Here is a 14,539-nt window from a genome sequence, read left to right as displayed (position 1 = left end):
AGAGCAGATGTAAAGATGCATCAGCGGGTGGCTGGAACGATCCGGCCCTGAAGACAAGGGAGTCGTAATGAAGCGACGTTCAGTTGTGAAGTACGCGGCCGTTGCCGCGGCACTATCGCTTGGCCTCACGGCCTGCGGCGGTGCTGGAGGCGGCGACGCAAAGGCCTCCGGCACCGTCCGGGTCACGCTCGCCAACCACGTGTGGACCGAAGGCATCAAGGCAGCCATTCCGGAGTTCGAAAAGTCCACCGGCCTCAAGGTCGAACTCACACAGCTCGGCGAGGACCAGCTTTCGGACCAGTACAACGTCAAGCTCAACGCCGGCAGCGACGAGATCGACGTCATGATGTACCGCCCGCTGCAGGAAGGCAAGCTGTTCGCCAAGAACGGCTACCTCACTGACCTGACGTCCAAGGTTTCCGCCGACGCAAACTGGGACTGGAAGGACTACCAGGAGGGTCCGGTCAAGGCCAGCACCGTAGACGGCAAGGTCGTCGGCGTCCCGATCATCACCGAACGCGAAGTCCTCTACTACCGCAAGGACCTGCTGCAGGCTGCCGGCCTCCAGGTCCCCAAGACCATGGACGAACTCCAGGCCGCCGCGAAGAAGATCTCCGCAGCCAACCCGGACACCGCCGGCTTCGTGGCGCGCACCGCCAAGTCCGCCGCGGTCACCCAGTTCTCCAGCTTCCTTTACAGCTTCGGCGGCGACTTCACCGACGAAAGCGGCAAGTCCGCCATCGGCAGCGACGCGGCAAAGAAGGCCTACTCCTTCTACGGCGGTCTGATCAAGAACTCCGGCCCCAAGAACGTCAGCACCGACATGAGCTGGCCCGAGGCGATGGCCATCTTCACCCAGGGCAAGGCAGCCTTCTACACCGAGGCCGATTCGCTCTACAAGAACGCCACCGACCCGGCAAAGTCCAAGGTTGCGGACAAGGTCGGCTTCGCCGCACTGCCCGCCGGCCCGGCCGGTTCCAAGCCGTACAACATCCCGTCCTGGGGCCTGGCGATCAACCAGGCCTCCGGCAACCAGGAGAATGCCTGGAAGTTCATCCAGTGGGCTACCAGCAAGGACCGCACCATGGCTGCGCAGAAGGCCGGCGTCCCCGGTCCGCGTGCCTCGGTCTGGGCTGACCCGGCCGGAACCTCCACCTACCCGAAGGACCTGGCCGAGGCCATCGCCGCCAGCGCCAAGAACGGCGTCGGCCACGACCGCCCTCAGGTCGTCACCGTAGGCCGGGCCCGGGAAATCGTCGGCGAGCCGATCGTTGCCAGCATCACCGGCGCCGATGCCTCGGCCGCCGCGGACTCCGCCAACGAGGCCTTCCAGAAGTTCCTGGACAGCGAAAAGAAGTAGCGCACCGCGCCCGACGCGAACCGCTCCACGTATCAACGCCCGGCGGGGCGGCTGCCACGCCGTCCCGCCGGGCCACGCTCGTCACTTCACCCCCAACTCCTTAGGGAACCATGTCTGTACTGAACACCTCCCGCGGCGACTCCCGGAACGCGGTCCGCCCAACGGCCCGCGCGACCGGCCCGCGGGACAACTTCTCCGCCTGGGCCAACCGGCACCGTAAGTGGCTCTTCGCCGCGCCGGCCATGATCTTCGTGGGCGTCCTGATCATCTTCCCGCTGGCCTGGACGCTGTATCTGAGCCTCACCGACTCGCAGGGATCGGTGCGCGCCGCATCGGACTTCGTCGGCCTGAAGAACTACCTGACGGTGCTCTCCGACGTCGATCGCTTCTGGCCCGCCGTCGGCCGCACGCTCTCATTCACGGGCATCGCCCTGGTCTGCGAGGTCGTTCTTGGCATGGGCATCGCGCTGCTGCTGTGGCGGCCCTTCCGCGGCGAAAAATGGGTCCGGGTCGCCATCCTGCTGCCGCTGGTCGCCACCCCCGTCGCCGTCGGCATGATGTGGCGGCTGATCTTCGATCCGAACATCGGTTTCGCCAATCAGCTGCTCGGCCTGGTCGGCATCCCCGCGCAGCCCTGGCTCGCCGGGCAGGACACCGCCCTCGGCACCACGATTTTTATCGACGTATGGCAGTGGACCCCGATGGTGGTGCTGATCCTGCTCGCCGGACTGACCTCCCTCTCCGAAGAGCCGGACGAGGCCGCACGGATGGACGGCGCCAACGCCTTCCAGCGCTTCTTTTTCATCACCCTGCCGCTCATGATGCCGACCGTGATTGTCGCGATCCTGCTGCGCGGCATCGACGCCTTGAAGACCTTCGACATCCTCTACGCCACCAAGGGCAAAGGCGGCGGCTCGTTCCACGAGGTGGAAACGCTCAACGTGTACGCCTACGGCCTGAGCTTCGACTACAACCAGTACGGGCTCTCCTCCGCGGTGCTGATCCTGTTCTTCATGATCATCATCGGCACCATGTGGCTGCTGACCATGCGCAAGAAAGCGGTAAGCAAATGACCGTCCTGAACGAAAACACCGAAGCCCGGACGCCCGCAGCCGCCGGGCGCGCCCCCGCCGCCCGCCGCCGCAAGCCGCTGGCCACCCGCGCTTACAAGGTGTTCCGGGTTGCCGCGCTGGTCGTGGTGGTGCTCTTCCTGCTCGCCCCGCTGTTCTGGATGCTGCTGGCGTCCTTCAAGACCAACGTGGACATCTACGACACTGCCAAGTCGTTCGTCTTCACTCCCACGGGCGAGAACTACGCCAACGTGCTGGACCGGAACAACTACTTCATCTTCATCTTCAACAGCTTCTGGGTCGCCTTCGTTTCCACCGCCTTGTCGTTGGTCCTCGGTGTCCCGGCGGCCTACGCGATGAGCCGCTTCACCATGCACCGTTCGGCCCTCGTGGTCCTGATGGCCCGCGTCATCCCGGGCGTCTCGCTGCTGGTGCCCTGGTACTACGTTTTCTCCAACCTGAAGATGGTGGGCGGATTCGAGGTGCTGATCCTCAGCCACATGTTCGTCGCACTGCCGCTGATCGTCTACATCATGATGAGCTACTTCGATTCGATGCCGCTGGAGCTGGAGGAATCGGCCCAGGTGGACGGGCTCACCCCGATCGGCGCCTTCCGCCGCATCACCCTGCCGCTGTCCGTCGCCGGCGTCGCCACCGCCGGAATCCTGTCCTTCATCTTCTCGTGGAACAACTTCATGTTCGCCCTGGTGCTCTCCGGGTCCAAGACCAAGACCCTGCCGGTGGCGATCTTCGACTTCGTCTCCTACGCCAGCATCGACTGGGGCGGCCTGATGGCGGCCGCCACCGTGGTCACCATCCCGATCATGATCATTGCGCTCTTCACGCAGAAGTACATCGTCTCCGGCCTGACCGCCGGCGCGACCAAGGGCTAGGCAGTACATGACACGCATCAGCAGGATTGAAACCTTCCTCGTCGCCCCGCGCTGGCTCTTCGTCCGGATCGAAACCGACAGCGGGATCGTCGGTTGGGGCGAGGCCAGCTGCGAGGGCCGCAGCGAAACGGTGCGCACCGCCGTCGACCAGCTCTCCGAGCTGCTGATCGGCAACGACGCACTCCGGATCGAGGACCACTGGCAAGTCATGACCAAGGGCTCCTTCTACCGCGGTGGGCCCATCCTGGCCAGCGCCGTCTCCGGCCTGGACCAGGCCCTATGGGACATCGCGGGCAAGCACTTCAACACCCCTGTGCACCAGCTCCTGGGCGGCCACGTCCGCGACCGGATCCGGATGTACGGCTGGGTGGGCGGGGACGAACCCAACGAGGTGGCGGACCAGATCAGCGCGCAGCTGGCGGTCGGACTCACCGCGGTGAAGATGAACGCCAGCGGCCGAATGAGCCCCATCGCCTCGGTGGCGGAGCTCGACGGCGTCGTCCGCCGGGTCGCAGCCGCCCGCGAAGTCCTCGGGGACCACCGCGACGTCGCCGTCGACTTCCACGGCCGCTTCAGCCTGGCCAACGCCCGGCGCGTGGCGCCGCTGCTGGAACCATACCGGCCGTTCTTCCTCGAAGAACCCGTGGTCCCGGAAAACACCCACCTGCTCCGCGAGTTCACCTCCTCGACCACGACGCCGGTCTCCACCGGCGAGCGGCTCTACAGCCGGCAGGAATTCCTGCCCGCGCTGCAGGCCGGCATCGCCGTGGCGCAGCCGGACCTCTCGCACGCCGGGGGCATCACCGAGGTGCGCAAGATCGCCTCACTCGCCGAAATCTACGAAGTCCAGCTGGCCCCGCACTGCCCGCTCGGGCCGCTGGCGCTCGCAGCCTGCCTGCAGGTGGGCTTTGCCACGCCCAACTTCCTGATCCAGGAACAAAGCATCGGCATCCACTACAACCAGGGCGCCGAGGTCCTGGACTATGTGGTGGACAAGAGCCCGCTGAAATTCGTCGACGGCCACATCGAACGGCTGACCGGGCCGGGCCTCGGCATCGAGATCGACGAGGCCGTGGTCCGCGCCGCGGACAAGCGCGGCCATGCCTGGCGCGGGCCGGTCTGGCGCCACCCCGACGGCTCCTTCGCAGAATGGTGAATGACATGACCTCCGAGTTGACCCCTGAAATCCTCCTGGCCGGAATCCGCGAGACCCGCCTGGTGGCGATCGTGCGCGGCACCGACGGTGGGGCCGCCGCCCAGGCCGCACTCGCGGCCATGCAGGAAGGCTTCCGCTACGTCGAAATCGCCCTCACCACCCCGGACGCACTGGCGGCCATCCGCTCGGTCCGCGCCGCGGCGCCCGCCGGCTGCTTCGTCGGGGCGGGCACCGTCCTCACCGCCGCGGATGTCGACGAGGTTGCCGACGCCGGGGGCCAGTTCATGGTGACGCCGTCGCTGGCCAGCTCCATCCAGGAATCCGCCCGCCTCGGCATCCCCATCCTCGCCGGGGCGCTGACCCCCAGCGAGGCGTACGAGGCGATGAACCGCGGCGCCACCGCGGTGAAGCTATTCCCCGCCTCCATCGGCGGTCCCCGCTACCTGAAGGCGCTCCGCGACCCCTTCCCCGGCATCCCGTTCATCGCCGTGGGCGGCGTCGGGCTGGACGAGGCAGCCGGGTACTGGGACGCCGGCGCCATCGCCGTCGGCCTGGGCGGCCCGCTGTTCGGTGACGCCGGCTCGGGCGGGAACCTCGCCCCGATGCGCGAGCGGGCCCGCGCTTTCGTCGGCCTGGCGGCCAGGTACGGCCGGCAGGCAGCCGCGGAGCCCGCCCGGTGACAGTCGACCTGCTCACCCTGGGTGAATCGATGGTCTCGCTGCGCTCGGCGGGGCCGCTGTCCGCCGGCGGCAGCCTGGGCATGCATGTGGCCGGGGCGGAGTCCAACGTCGCCGTCGGCGTCGCCCGGCTGGGCCACAGCGTCGCCTGGGCAGGCGTCATCGGCGCGGACCCGCACGGTGAATTCATCCTGCGCCAGCTGCGGAGCGAGGGCATCGCGGTGCAGCACCGGGTGGATGCCGCCAGGGCCACCGGGGTGATGTTCCTCGAGCGGCGCACCGCGGACATCAGCCGGGCCTACTACTACCGAGCCGGTTCCGCCGGCTCCACGATCTGCCGCGAGGACGTGGACCGGGCTTTCGCAGCCGGCCCGCGCGTCCTGCACCTGACCGGCATCACAGCAGCCCTCGGCCCGGAGGCCCGGCGTGCGGTCGAGTACGCAGCCGCCCGCGGCGCGGCCGAAGGCCTGGTGGTTTCCCTCGACGTCAACTACCGCAGCAAACTGTGGTCCCGCGACGAGGCCCGCGCCGTCCTTACCCCGCTCGCCCGGCACGCCAGCGTCCTGGTGGCCTCCGACGACGAACTCGGACTCGTCGCCGACGGTGGAGTCACTGGCGGCACCCTTGGCAGTAGTGCCGGCACAGCAGGCCCGGAGTCCGCTGAACTGGCCATGGCCGCCGAGCTGCTGGACCGCGGCATCCGCGAGGTTGTGGTCAAGCGCGGCGCCGCAGGCGCCGGCGTCCACACCGCCGCCGGCCGCTGGGAATCCCCTGCCGTCCCGGTGACCAGTATCGACACCGTGGGCGCCGGAGATGCCTTCACCGCCGGCTACCTCTCCGCCCTGCTCGACGGCGGCGACGTCGCCGCCCGACTCAAGCGCGGCACCCTCGCCGGTGCCTTCGCGGTCAGCACCGCCGGCGACTGCGACGGCCTGCCCAGCGCCGCGGAACTGGCGCTGCTGGTTGCCGCCCCGGACGGAAGCACCCAGCGCTAAGACACCCTGCACCTCATCCCCGGATACCCCCCCCGACCGACACCGAAAGCCTGGACCAGACCGTGAAAATCATTGCCGCCGAAGTTTTTGTTACCAGCCCCACGCGTAATTTCGTGACGTTGCGGATCACCACGGAGGACGGTGTGACCGGGATCGGCGACGCGACTCTCAACGGCCGTGAGCTGGCCGTCGCGGCGTACCTGAAGGAACACGTCGCGCAGTTGCTGATCGGCAAGGACCCGCACCGGATCGAGGACACCTGGCAGTTCCTCTACCGGTCTTCGTACTGGCGCCGCGGTCCGGTCACGATGGCCGCTATCGCCGCGGTGGACATGGCGCTGTGGGATATCAAGGGCAAGCTGGCCGGCATGCCGGTCTACCAGCTGTTGGGCGGGGCGTCCCGGAACGGGTTGCGGGCCTACGGCCATGCCTCGGGTTCGGACCTGGAGTCATTGTTCGATTCGGTCCGGGAGCACCTGGAACTCGGGTACAAGTCGATCCGGATCCAAACCGCCGTGCCGGGGATCAAGGCCGTCTACGGGGTTGCGGCGCAGGCGCAGGCCTCGGGGGAGCGGTACGACTACGAACCTGCCGGGCGCGGCGCGTTTCCGCTGGAGGAGGACTGGGACACCCGGGCCTACCTGCGGCACCTGCCGACGGTGTTCGAGGCGGTCCGGAACGAGTTCGGCCCGGAAATCCCGCTGCTGCATGACGGGCACCACCGGATGACGCCGATCCAGGCCGCGAAGCTGGGCAAGGCGCTGGAACCCTACGACCTGTTCTGGCTGGAGGACTGCACCCCGGCCGAAAACCAGGAGGCGCTGCGCCTGGTCCGGCAGCACACCACCACCCCGCTGGCTATCGGTGAAATCTTCAACACCGTGTACGACTACCAGACCATCATCAAGGAACAGCTGATTGACTACGTCCGGGCCGCGTCCACGCACTTCGGCGGGATCTCGCCGTTGAAGAAGGTCATGGACTTCGCCGCGCAGTACCAGATCAAGTCCGGCTTCCACGGCCCCACGGACATCTCTCCGGTGGGGTTCGCCGCGCAGCTGCACGTGGGCCTGGCCATCCACAACTACGGCATCCAGGAGTACATGCAGCACTCGGACAAGACCAACGAGGTCTTCGAGCAGTCCATGACGTTTGTGGACGGCTACCTGCACCCGGGGGAGACGCCGGGCATCGGCGTCGAGTTCAACGAAGAGGCGGCCGCGGCCTACCCGTACCAGCAGGCCTACCTGCCCTACAACCGCCTTGTCGACGGAACCGTCCACGACTGGTGAGCGGCAGCTGAAGCAAAAGTAGGTCCCGGGCGGCGATTCGCAGCTCAGCCGCCCGGGACCTGGTCTGTTAGCGGCCGGGGCATGTCGTTCCCGGCCCGGCGCGCCGCTGCCTAGACGACGACTTCCCGGGTCATGCCGAAGGGGACCTGGTCAGAGAGCGCCGCGGTGTAGTGGCCCGGCTTGTGCCGGGTCAGCAGGATGCCGTGGGTGCCCGTGAGCATGGCGAGCCGCTGCAGCCCCTGGACCGCGTCATTGAGCCGGTCGTCCAGCAGCTGGCGGTTATCGACCTGGATCTCGATGCATTCGCTTGCTGTCGTCATCGCACTGTCTTTCCTGGAGGTGGCTGCCGTGGCGTCCAACGGCTGAAGCGAGGATAACGTCTGATTTAAATGTGAGTCAAATCACCGCGCGGTCGCGCCGGTGGCCGCGTCCGGACCTCAGGTCAGCACCGTGAACTCGGCCGCCGGATAGCGCACCCCGTTGACCTGCGGCTGCAGCGCGTGATCGCCGGGATGGTGGACCCGGGTGGTCATCTGGCGGAAGGCATGGCGCTTCGAAAACGTCCTTGATTCACCGGGCCCCAGGACGGCCGTGCCGAGCTTGAACACTTTGTCCGCGAGGACGCCGTTGGCCTTGGCGTAGTGCACCACGTAGTCGACAGCGATGCGGGCCTCCGCCGGGCCGATATTGGCGACGTCGAAGTCGAAGCCCAGGTCCCCCGGCAGTTCGATGACGGTGCGGTCGAGCCGGGGCGGCGTCACCGCGAGCGATGCCGGCGGGAATCCGAGCAACCCCAGCGCGCCGGGGTGGGCCTTCTTGACCAGGGTCCGCAGGCCGTGGCGGACCACCCTGCCGGTGTTCGCGTCCGGCTCCGCCAGCCAGCGCGCTGCGGTGGCGACCACCTCGTCGGGGGCATGCCGGGCCAGGTCGTTCAGGTGGTTGGCCACCGATCGCCGGACATCCTCGACCGGGTCGCGGTACAGGGCGTCCAGGATCGGCAGGGTTGCTGCCGGCCGCGCCGTGAGCCCGGGTACCCGGATAGCCCACGGCAGGTACGCCCGGGTACCCTCGCTGGCGAGCCGGCGGACCTGCCAGTCCGGGTGGGTGGTCCAGTGCTGAATGACCGTCAGGGCGCGGTCCAGGTCGGAGCCGAGGAGCCGCCGGATGGCGAATTCACCCGTGAGTCGCGGGGTCAGCTCGGCGAGCAGCGACAAGCAGTCCTCGAAATCGGCTGGACCCCTCCGGGCAAGCGCGAGCGTGGCCGCCGCCTCGCTGACCGGCCAGATCATCCAGCCGGTGAACTCCGGGTCCTGCAGCGCCCGGCGGAAGACCGCCGCCGCGGCAGGGTACCCACCGGGCAGGTCGGTGAGCATGGCGCCGCTGAGCAGGTCGGTGCGTTCGCGCAGGCTCAGTCCGTCCAGCTGGCCGGCCGTGCCGGCCAACTGCGGGAAGCGGTGGCCGGGGGAAGCAGCGGCAAGGATCCGTTCCAGCGAGCCGACCACCCCGGGGTTGATCAGTTCATTCATGACGCCCATGGCTTCAGGTTACCGGCGGGATGGCCGGGACCTGACGCCTGACCGACGCGCCCTGGGCACCGGAACCGGGATATTCTTCACGGTGGGAATGTCCACACACGGCGCAGAGGCGGATACGGGAATGGCAGAGCAGGAAACCGGGAAATCATCCGGCTGGTGGCAGGTCTTCCATGACAAGTTCGTGGTGGAGGAGCGCTACATGAGCGTGGATGCGCGGAGGAACCTCTACCGAATCGCCGTCGGGCTCATGGTCGTCGGCGTCGTGTTGTTCACCTTCATCCTGCTCAGCGTGGTGCAGCACGGCGGTATCACCGCCGTTGACGAGCCGGTCCGCTCCGGGCTCGTGGCGGTGCGCGGGGAGCCCGCCACGACCATCATGATCATCCTGGCCATTGTCTTCGGCCCTGTCGGGCTGCCGATCATCATCCTGGTGTTCACGGTGGCCTGGGGGCTGCTGGCCAAGCATGCCTGGCGGCCGATGGTGCTGGCCGGGGCCATGTTGACCGGTGTCATCCTGGCGCAGATCATCGGCCGCTCGGTCGGCCGGCAGCGGCCGCCCGTGGACCTCATGCTCTTCGGGGCGGACTCTACTTTCTCGTTCCCGTCCGGCCACGTCCTGGGCGCCTGCGACTTCCTGCTGGTCACCGCATTCCTGGTCTTTTCCCGCCGCAAGAACCCGAAAGCCGCCGTCGCGGGCTTCGCGGTTGCCGGCATCGGGATCTTCTTCGCTGCGCTGAGCCGGCTCTACCTGGGCTACCACTGGACCACCGATGCCCTCGCCTCGCTGTCCATCTCGTTCGTGATCCTGGGCGCCGTGATCCTGCTGGACACCTGGCGGACCGCCAGGATCCCGGGGGAGCGGATCACCGGCGAGCTCTCCAAGCAGGAGACCGGCGCGGAGTAGGCGGCGGCGAACGCGGGGCGCGCTGCCGGTCAGCGCGCCCCGCGTCGTTTAAGCTCCGCACGGAGCTTGGCATTGGCCGCTTCCAGGTCCAGCACCTTGGCGACGCCGGCGAGGTTCAGGCCTTCGTCCAAGAGTTCGCTGATCCGGCGCAACACCGCCAGATCCGTCTCGCTGTACTGCCTCGTTCCGCCTGCCGTGCGGTCCGGCGTCAGCAGCCCCCTGCGCTCGTACAGCCGGATGTTTTGCGGCCCGGTCCCGACCAGTTGCGCCACCACGGAGATCGCGTAAACCCCGACGTCGGCTTCACGTTCCGCCATGGCTCACGTCCCTTCGTTTGGTCGAAAATTTCCTGTTGCATCAGTTTGGCACCGGTGCTATAAAAAATCTATATCCACCATCACAGATAGTTGCGGGTTGGATAGGCAGGAAATTCAAGACTCTCGTATGAAGGAGTGGGAAATGATGTTGATGCGTACGGACCCGTTCCGTGAACTGGACCGGCTGACCCAGCAAGTCTTTGGAACGGCGGCGCGGCCCGCCGCCATGCCGATGGATGCGTGGCAGGAGGACGGCGAGTTCGTCGTCGCGTTCGATCTTCCCGGCGTCAACGTTGACTCGGTGGATCTCGACATTGAACGCAACGTCCTGACGGTTCGGGCCGAACGGCGCGAACCGGCGCAGCCCAACGTTGAGCTGATCGCCTCGGAACGGCCCCGCGGAGTCTTCAGCCGCCAACTGATCCTGGGCGACACGCTGGACACCGACAAGGTCAAGGCGAGCTACGCCGACGGCGTCCTGACGCTCCGGATTCCGGTGCTGGAGCAGGCCAAGCCGCGGAAGATTGAAATCACGCACACACAGGACAAGATGCAGGAGATCGGGAAGTAACAGCGCCGGCGGCGGAGCTCCGGACCGCTGGCGGTGCGGGGATCCGGCCTGCCGGTACGTGCGGCCGGATCCCCGCATAATCGGCCCGAGGCCTGTCCGGCCAGCCAGGAGGTGAGCCGATGAACCGCGACCCGCGCGGCTTCTACGCCGCGTTGCACGTTGCGCCGGATGCGTCCCCGGCCGAGATTCAGCGCTCCTTCCGTGCGCTGATGCGGCGCCGCCACCCCGACGTCGAAGCGTCCGGCGGTTCGGCGCCCGGCGGCGGGCCGGAGGCCATGCCCGACGCCGGGGAGGAGGTGCGCCGCATCCTCGAGTCATTCGCGGTGCTGCGGAATCCGGAAACACGGGCCGCCTATGACTCTGCGGCCGGTTCTGCGGCCCGGCCGGCCGGCGCCGGGGACACCGCCGCCGGCGCTTCCACCGTTGGCCGGGACATTCCGGTGCGCCACCACCGAAGCGGCCAGCCGGTGCTGCGCGTGACCCCGGTGCGGTGGGAGCGGGGCCCGGAGTGACGCCGGCGCCGGGTGACCGGTGCAGCAGCAGGCCGCAGCAGGCACGACGACTAGAAGAAGGAGTACAGCCATGAGCGCCTGGCGGCGTTACGACTCGCACCTCATCCCCGCCTTCCACGAACGGTTCGAGGAGCGCTGGGGCGAGGGCACGGCACCGTTCCTGGACCCGGAGGCCCACGAGTTGCCCCTCCCGCGTGCGCAATGGATCAACGTGGACACCGGCGCGGCCCTGGCGGTGGTGCCCATCTGGGCCCCCGAGGACAGCCAGCACCGCTCGTTCGGGGTGTTCTATTTGCCGCCCGCCGGGGACATTTGGGTGCTCAGGCCCGGGTTCACCGGCTACCTCGAGCCCGCGGCGGACGACGCAGAACAGCTGCTGAGCCTGCGGAATGACGCGTTCAAGAAAGCCGTCGCGCACGCCAAGGAGTACCTCTTCGGGCCGGAGGCCGGCAGCTACTGAGCAGGGCTGGGCAGCGGGGCGCGCCGGCGGGGGACCGCCGCGCCAAATGTGGCGCGGCCCCCCGCCGGGGCCTAAAATCAATCAACCATCAGCGCAACTGCATAGGGGATCCGCCAATGAATGCTTCCGCCCACGATCTGGCCGCCCTGCTGCCGCCCGGATTTACCATGGGCGTGGCAACCGCCGCCTTCCAGATCGAGGGGGCGCTGGACGAGGACGGGCGGGGACCCTCCGGCTGGGACGTCTTTGCGGCCACCCCTGGCGCGATCGTCAATGACCACAGCCCCGCAATCGCCTGCGACCACTACCACCGGATGCCCGAAGACGTGGCGCTGATGAAGGAACTGGGGATTGATTCGTACCGGTTCTCGCTGTCCTGGCCACGCATCCAGCCCGGCGGCAGCGGCCCGGTCAATCCCAAGGGACTGGACTTCTATGACCGGCTGATCGACCTGCTTCTGGCCAACGGGATCACGCCGATGGCCACGCTGTACCACTGGGACACCCCGCTGGAGCTGGATGAGGCCGGCGGCTGGATGAACCGGGACACCGCCTACCGGCTGGGAGAATTCGCAGCCATCGCCGCCGCGGCGTACGGGGACCGGGTGGCCCGCTGGGTGACCATCAACGAACCGGCCACGGTGAGTGCCAACGGATACATGCTGGGCGTGCACTCCCCGGGCGAATCCCACATGCTCAAGGCGCTGCCCAGCGTCCACCACCAGCTGCTCGGCCACGGGCTGGCGATGCAGGCGCTGCGGGCGGCGAAGGTGCCCGGCGACATCGGCCTCACCAACGTCTATTCGCCGATGGTCCCGGCCTCCGGCAACCCGCTGGACAAGGTCAGCGCCGGGCTGATGGACATGGCCCAGAACCGCTTGTACGCGGACCCGGTGCTGCTGGGCAAGTACCCGGACGCCATCAGGGCCGCCACCTTCTTCTCCTCCTTCAGCCCGTCCAGCGAGGACATGGAGCTGATCTCGCAACCCCTGGACTTCTACGGGCTGAACTACTACATGCCCACCCGCGTGGCCGCCGGGCCGGGCGAGGGCACCGTGCCCGAGGGCATGGCCGAGGCCATGGGCAACGACCTGAACGGTGGCGGATCCGGAACGCCTTTCCACATCCAGAGCTTCCCGGATACCGAGATCACCGCCTACGGCTGGCCGATCAAGCCGGACTACATGGCCGTCGCGCTCGCGGAAATGGCGGAACGCTACCCGAACCTGCCCCCGGTCTACATCACCGAGGGCGGGGCGAGCTTCGAGGACCTGGAAATCCACGACGCCGAGGGCCGCCTGATCGTGCCGGACGAGCGGCGCGTGCGGTACCTCGCCGAGCACATCGGGGCCGCCATCGAGGCGACCTCGCCCGGCGGCACGGCCGAATCGATCGACCTGCGCGGCTACTATGTGTGGTCGCTGCTGGACAACTTCGAATGGTCCGCCGGCTACAAGCAGCAGTTCGGCCTGCTGCACGTGGACCGGGACACCATGGTCCGCACGCCGAAGGCCTCTTTTTACTGGATCCGGGAGCTGATCGCGGCCCGGAACGCGTCCGGCGGCGGGACGGACGCCGCGGAAGCTGACGGTGCCGCGGGCACGGCGGAAGCTGCCGCCGTCGACGTCGAAACTCCCGCGGCCGGAGCCGGTGCAGGGAGCGCGGCCGCCGGCTAGAGGATGTCCAGCTCCTGCAGGCGCTTGGCCATGCCGGCGCCGTCGGGCGAGTAGACCCACGGCACAGCGGAGCCGGTGTGGTCGCCGTTCTCGGAATGGCCGCCAGCCAGCACCGCCTCTCCGGTGGAGAGCTGGCGGATGCCGATCGCGGCCACCCGGTCGCCGTGGTCCCGGGCGAACTGCGAATAGATGGCCTCGTCGTGCTGGCCGTTGTCGCCGAAGAGGAGCCAGCGCATGTTGGGGAATTCCTTGGCCAGCAGCTCCAGGTTCCGCCGTTTGTGGTCCTGGCCGCTGCGGAACCAGCGGTCATGGGTCAGGCCCCAGTCGGTCAACAGCAGGGTCCCGGTGGGGTACATGTTGCGGGTGATGAAGCGGGCCAGCGTCGGCGCCGCGTTCCACGGCCCGGTGGACAGGTAGATCACCGGCGCCTCGGGGTGCTCCACCAGCAGCCGGTCCATCAGGACGGCCATGCCCGGGGTGGCCATCCTGGCGCGTTCGTTGAGGACGAAGGTGTTCCACAGGGCCAGGAAGGGCCGGGGGAGGGCGGTGACCATGATGGTGTCGTCAATGTCGGAGACAATGCCCAGCTTGGTGTCCGGGGCGATGACATAGATTCTCGCCTCCGCCGGCTCGGTCCCTTCGGCGCGCAGCACGGCGGTATGCCAGCCGGGCGTGAGCTGGACCTTGACCACGGTGTCCACGAGCCCGCCGCGGTCAGCGTGCACGGTGGTGGTGGTCCCGCCGATCTCGATATCCACCTCAACGAACTGGATCGGTACGGACGTGAAGGCGCGCCAGCCGCGGACATTCTGGTTGCCGTTTTCCGCCGCCTCCGCCGCCCGGCTGCCCGGGGCGGGCTTGCTGGTGAGCAGCACGCGGCCGAGGACCCGGACCCACTCGGTGGACCCGTAGCCTTGGTACGCGATGGTTTGCGGGGCGAACTTCCAGCGCCTGGCCGCCTTCAGCCGGAAATGGTTGACCGTGTCCGAGACCAGGTGGGCCAGCCGGAAAGCCTGGCTTCCCGAGACTTTGTTCTCCCGCGGTGGTTCCTGCGCTGACTGCTGCGACGCCAATTCCATACCCCCACTCTCCCACAGCGGCGGCGGGCTCCGGCGATTGCG

At 68.0% G+C, this 14,539-nt stretch carries 16 protein-coding genes; 12 read left to right on the top strand and 4 right to left on the bottom strand.

The genetic code is table 11. From position 1 onward, the window contains the following. Positions 1-67 precede the first annotated feature (67 nt). The 7 genes from ACUYM2_RS15770 to manD all read left to right on the top strand — a co-directional run bounded on the left by ACUYM2_RS15770 (position 68) and on the right by manD (position 7,443). A complete protein-coding gene (locus ACUYM2_RS15770) occupies positions 68-1,360 on the top strand; it encodes an ABC transporter substrate-binding protein (RefSeq protein ID WP_481600905.1) in 1,293 nt (430 codons plus the stop codon). Positions 1,361-1,470: 110 nt separating this feature from the next. Continuing rightward, positions 1,471-2,433, top strand: coding sequence for a carbohydrate ABC transporter permease (locus tag ACUYM2_RS15765; protein ID WP_481600904.1), 963 nt, complete (start codon positions 1,471-1,473; stop codon positions 2,431-2,433). After that, on the top strand, positions 2,430-3,323 hold the full coding sequence (locus ACUYM2_RS15760; protein ID WP_481600903.1) for a carbohydrate ABC transporter permease: 894 nt from the start codon (positions 2,430-2,432) through the stop codon (positions 3,321-3,323). The genes ACUYM2_RS15765 and ACUYM2_RS15760 overlap by 4 nt, the downstream gene beginning before the upstream one ends. 7 nt (positions 3,324-3,330) lie before the next feature. After that, positions 3,331-4,479, top strand: a complete 1,149-nt coding sequence (gene dgoD / locus ACUYM2_RS15755; protein ID WP_481600902.1) for a galactonate dehydratase — start codon at positions 3,331-3,333, stop codon at positions 4,477-4,479. A 5-nt stretch (positions 4,480-4,484) separates the two neighbouring features. Continuing rightward, positions 4,485-5,159, top strand: a complete 675-nt coding sequence (locus ACUYM2_RS15750; RefSeq protein ID WP_481600901.1) for a bifunctional 4-hydroxy-2-oxoglutarate aldolase/2-dehydro-3-deoxy-phosphogluconate aldolase — start codon at positions 4,485-4,487, stop codon at positions 5,157-5,159. Beyond that, complete coding sequence (locus ACUYM2_RS15745) at positions 5,156-6,151, top strand: sugar kinase (protein ID WP_481600900.1); 996 nt, start codon at positions 5,156-5,158, stop codon at positions 6,149-6,151. Before ACUYM2_RS15750 ends, ACUYM2_RS15745 begins: the two co-directional genes overlap by 4 nt. Before the next feature lie 62 nt (positions 6,152-6,213). Then, positions 6,214-7,443, top strand: coding sequence for a D-mannonate dehydratase ManD (manD, locus tag ACUYM2_RS15740; RefSeq protein ID WP_481600899.1), 1,230 nt, complete (start codon positions 6,214-6,216; stop codon positions 7,441-7,443). Positions 7,444-7,553: 110 nt separating this feature from the next. Here manD and ACUYM2_RS15735 read toward each other — a convergent pair whose 3' ends face one another. Both ACUYM2_RS15735 and ACUYM2_RS15730 read right to left on the bottom strand, forming a co-directional pair. Further along, the gene (locus ACUYM2_RS15735) at positions 7,554-7,763 is read right to left on the bottom strand and encodes a hypothetical protein (RefSeq protein WP_481600898.1); all 210 of its coding nucleotides are present in this window, start codon (positions 7,761-7,763) and stop codon (positions 7,554-7,556) included. Positions 7,764-7,880: 117 nt separating this feature from the next. Then, positions 7,881-8,978 carry a DNA alkylation repair protein gene (locus ACUYM2_RS15730; RefSeq protein WP_481600897.1) on the bottom strand — a complete coding sequence of 366 codons (1,098 nt, stop codon included), beginning with the start codon at positions 8,976-8,978 and terminating at the stop codon, positions 7,881-7,883. A 121-nt stretch (positions 8,979-9,099) separates the two neighbouring features. On the opposite strand from ACUYM2_RS15730, the gene ACUYM2_RS15725 reads away from it, so the two are divergent. Beyond that, on the top strand, positions 9,100-9,882 hold the full coding sequence (locus ACUYM2_RS15725) for a phosphatase PAP2 family protein (RefSeq protein ID WP_481600896.1): 783 nt from the start codon (positions 9,100-9,102) through the stop codon (positions 9,880-9,882). Between the two features lie 29 nt (positions 9,883-9,911). On the opposite strand, the gene ACUYM2_RS15720 is transcribed toward ACUYM2_RS15725, so the two are convergent. Then, entirely contained in the window at positions 9,912-10,199 is a 288-nt protein-coding gene (locus tag ACUYM2_RS15720; RefSeq protein WP_481600895.1) for a MerR family transcriptional regulator, read from the bottom strand. 145 nt (positions 10,200-10,344) lie between these two features. Between ACUYM2_RS15720 and ACUYM2_RS15715 the strand changes: the two genes are divergently transcribed. The 4 genes from ACUYM2_RS15715 (at position 10,345) to ACUYM2_RS15700 (ending at position 13,418) form a co-directional block, all read left to right on the top strand. Beyond that, on the top strand, positions 10,345-10,770 hold the full coding sequence (locus ACUYM2_RS15715) for an Hsp20/alpha crystallin family protein (protein WP_479782520.1): 426 nt from the start codon (positions 10,345-10,347) through the stop codon (positions 10,768-10,770). A gap of 119 nt (positions 10,771-10,889) precedes the next feature. After that, a complete protein-coding gene (locus ACUYM2_RS15710) occupies positions 10,890-11,282 on the top strand; it encodes a J domain-containing protein (protein ID WP_481600894.1) in 393 nt (130 codons plus the stop codon). A 70-nt stretch (positions 11,283-11,352) separates the two neighbouring features. Further along, positions 11,353-11,742, top strand: coding sequence for a hypothetical protein (locus ACUYM2_RS15705; protein WP_481600893.1), 390 nt, complete (start codon positions 11,353-11,355; stop codon positions 11,740-11,742). A 116-nt stretch (positions 11,743-11,858) separates the two neighbouring features. After that, complete coding sequence (locus ACUYM2_RS15700; protein WP_481600892.1) at positions 11,859-13,418, top strand: glycoside hydrolase family 1 protein; 1,560 nt, start codon at positions 11,859-11,861, stop codon at positions 13,416-13,418. On the opposite strand, the gene ACUYM2_RS15695 is transcribed toward ACUYM2_RS15700, so the two are convergent. Further along, positions 13,415-14,497, bottom strand: a complete 1,083-nt coding sequence (locus tag ACUYM2_RS15695; protein ID WP_481600891.1) for an App1 family protein — start codon at positions 14,495-14,497, stop codon at positions 13,415-13,417. The genes ACUYM2_RS15700 and ACUYM2_RS15695 overlap by 4 nt on opposite strands. Positions 14,498-14,539: the final 42 nt, after the last annotated feature.

It is taken from the genome of Arthrobacter sp. SD1074B (assembly GCF_056780195.1).
Note: the sequence above shows the minus strand (reverse complement) of the source record. Positions and strands in the feature narration are given on the sequence as shown.

Coding starts and splice junctions, on each gene's coding strand:
- ACUYM2_RS15760 (WP_481600903.1), top strand. CDS start 2,430: ATGACCGTCCTGAACGAAAACACCGAAGCCCGGACGCCCGCAGCCGCC.
- ACUYM2_RS15710 (WP_481600894.1), top strand. CDS start 10,890: ATGAACCGCGACCCGCGCGGCTTCTACGCCGCGTTGCACGTTGCGCCG.
- ACUYM2_RS15700 (WP_481600892.1), top strand. CDS start 11,859: ATGAATGCTTCCGCCCACGATCTGGCCGCCCTGCTGCCGCCCGGATTT.
- ACUYM2_RS15705 (WP_481600893.1), top strand. CDS start 11,353: ATGAGCGCCTGGCGGCGTTACGACTCGCACCTCATCCCCGCCTTCCAC.
- ACUYM2_RS15695 (WP_481600891.1), bottom strand. CDS start 14,497: ATGGAATTGGCGTCGCAGCAGTCAGCGCAGGAACCACCGCGGGAGAAC.
- ACUYM2_RS15715 (WP_479782520.1), top strand. CDS start 10,345: ATGTTGATGCGTACGGACCCGTTCCGTGAACTGGACCGGCTGACCCAG.
- ACUYM2_RS15765 (WP_481600904.1), top strand. CDS start 1,471: ATGTCTGTACTGAACACCTCCCGCGGCGACTCCCGGAACGCGGTCCGC.
- ACUYM2_RS15730 (WP_481600897.1), bottom strand. CDS start 8,978: ATGGGCGTCATGAATGAACTGATCAACCCCGGGGTGGTCGGCTCGCTG.
- dgoD (WP_481600902.1), top strand. CDS start 3,331: ATGACACGCATCAGCAGGATTGAAACCTTCCTCGTCGCCCCGCGCTGG.
- ACUYM2_RS15720 (WP_481600895.1), bottom strand. CDS start 10,199: ATGGCGGAACGTGAAGCCGACGTCGGGGTTTACGCGATCTCCGTGGTG.
- ACUYM2_RS15725 (WP_481600896.1), top strand. CDS start 9,100: ATGGCAGAGCAGGAAACCGGGAAATCATCCGGCTGGTGGCAGGTCTTC.
- ACUYM2_RS15770 (WP_481600905.1), top strand. CDS start 68: ATGAAGCGACGTTCAGTTGTGAAGTACGCGGCCGTTGCCGCGGCACTA.
- ACUYM2_RS15735 (WP_481600898.1), bottom strand. CDS start 7,763: ATGACGACAGCAAGCGAATGCATCGAGATCCAGGTCGATAACCGCCAG.
- ACUYM2_RS15750 (WP_481600901.1), top strand. CDS start 4,485: ATGACCTCCGAGTTGACCCCTGAAATCCTCCTGGCCGGAATCCGCGAG.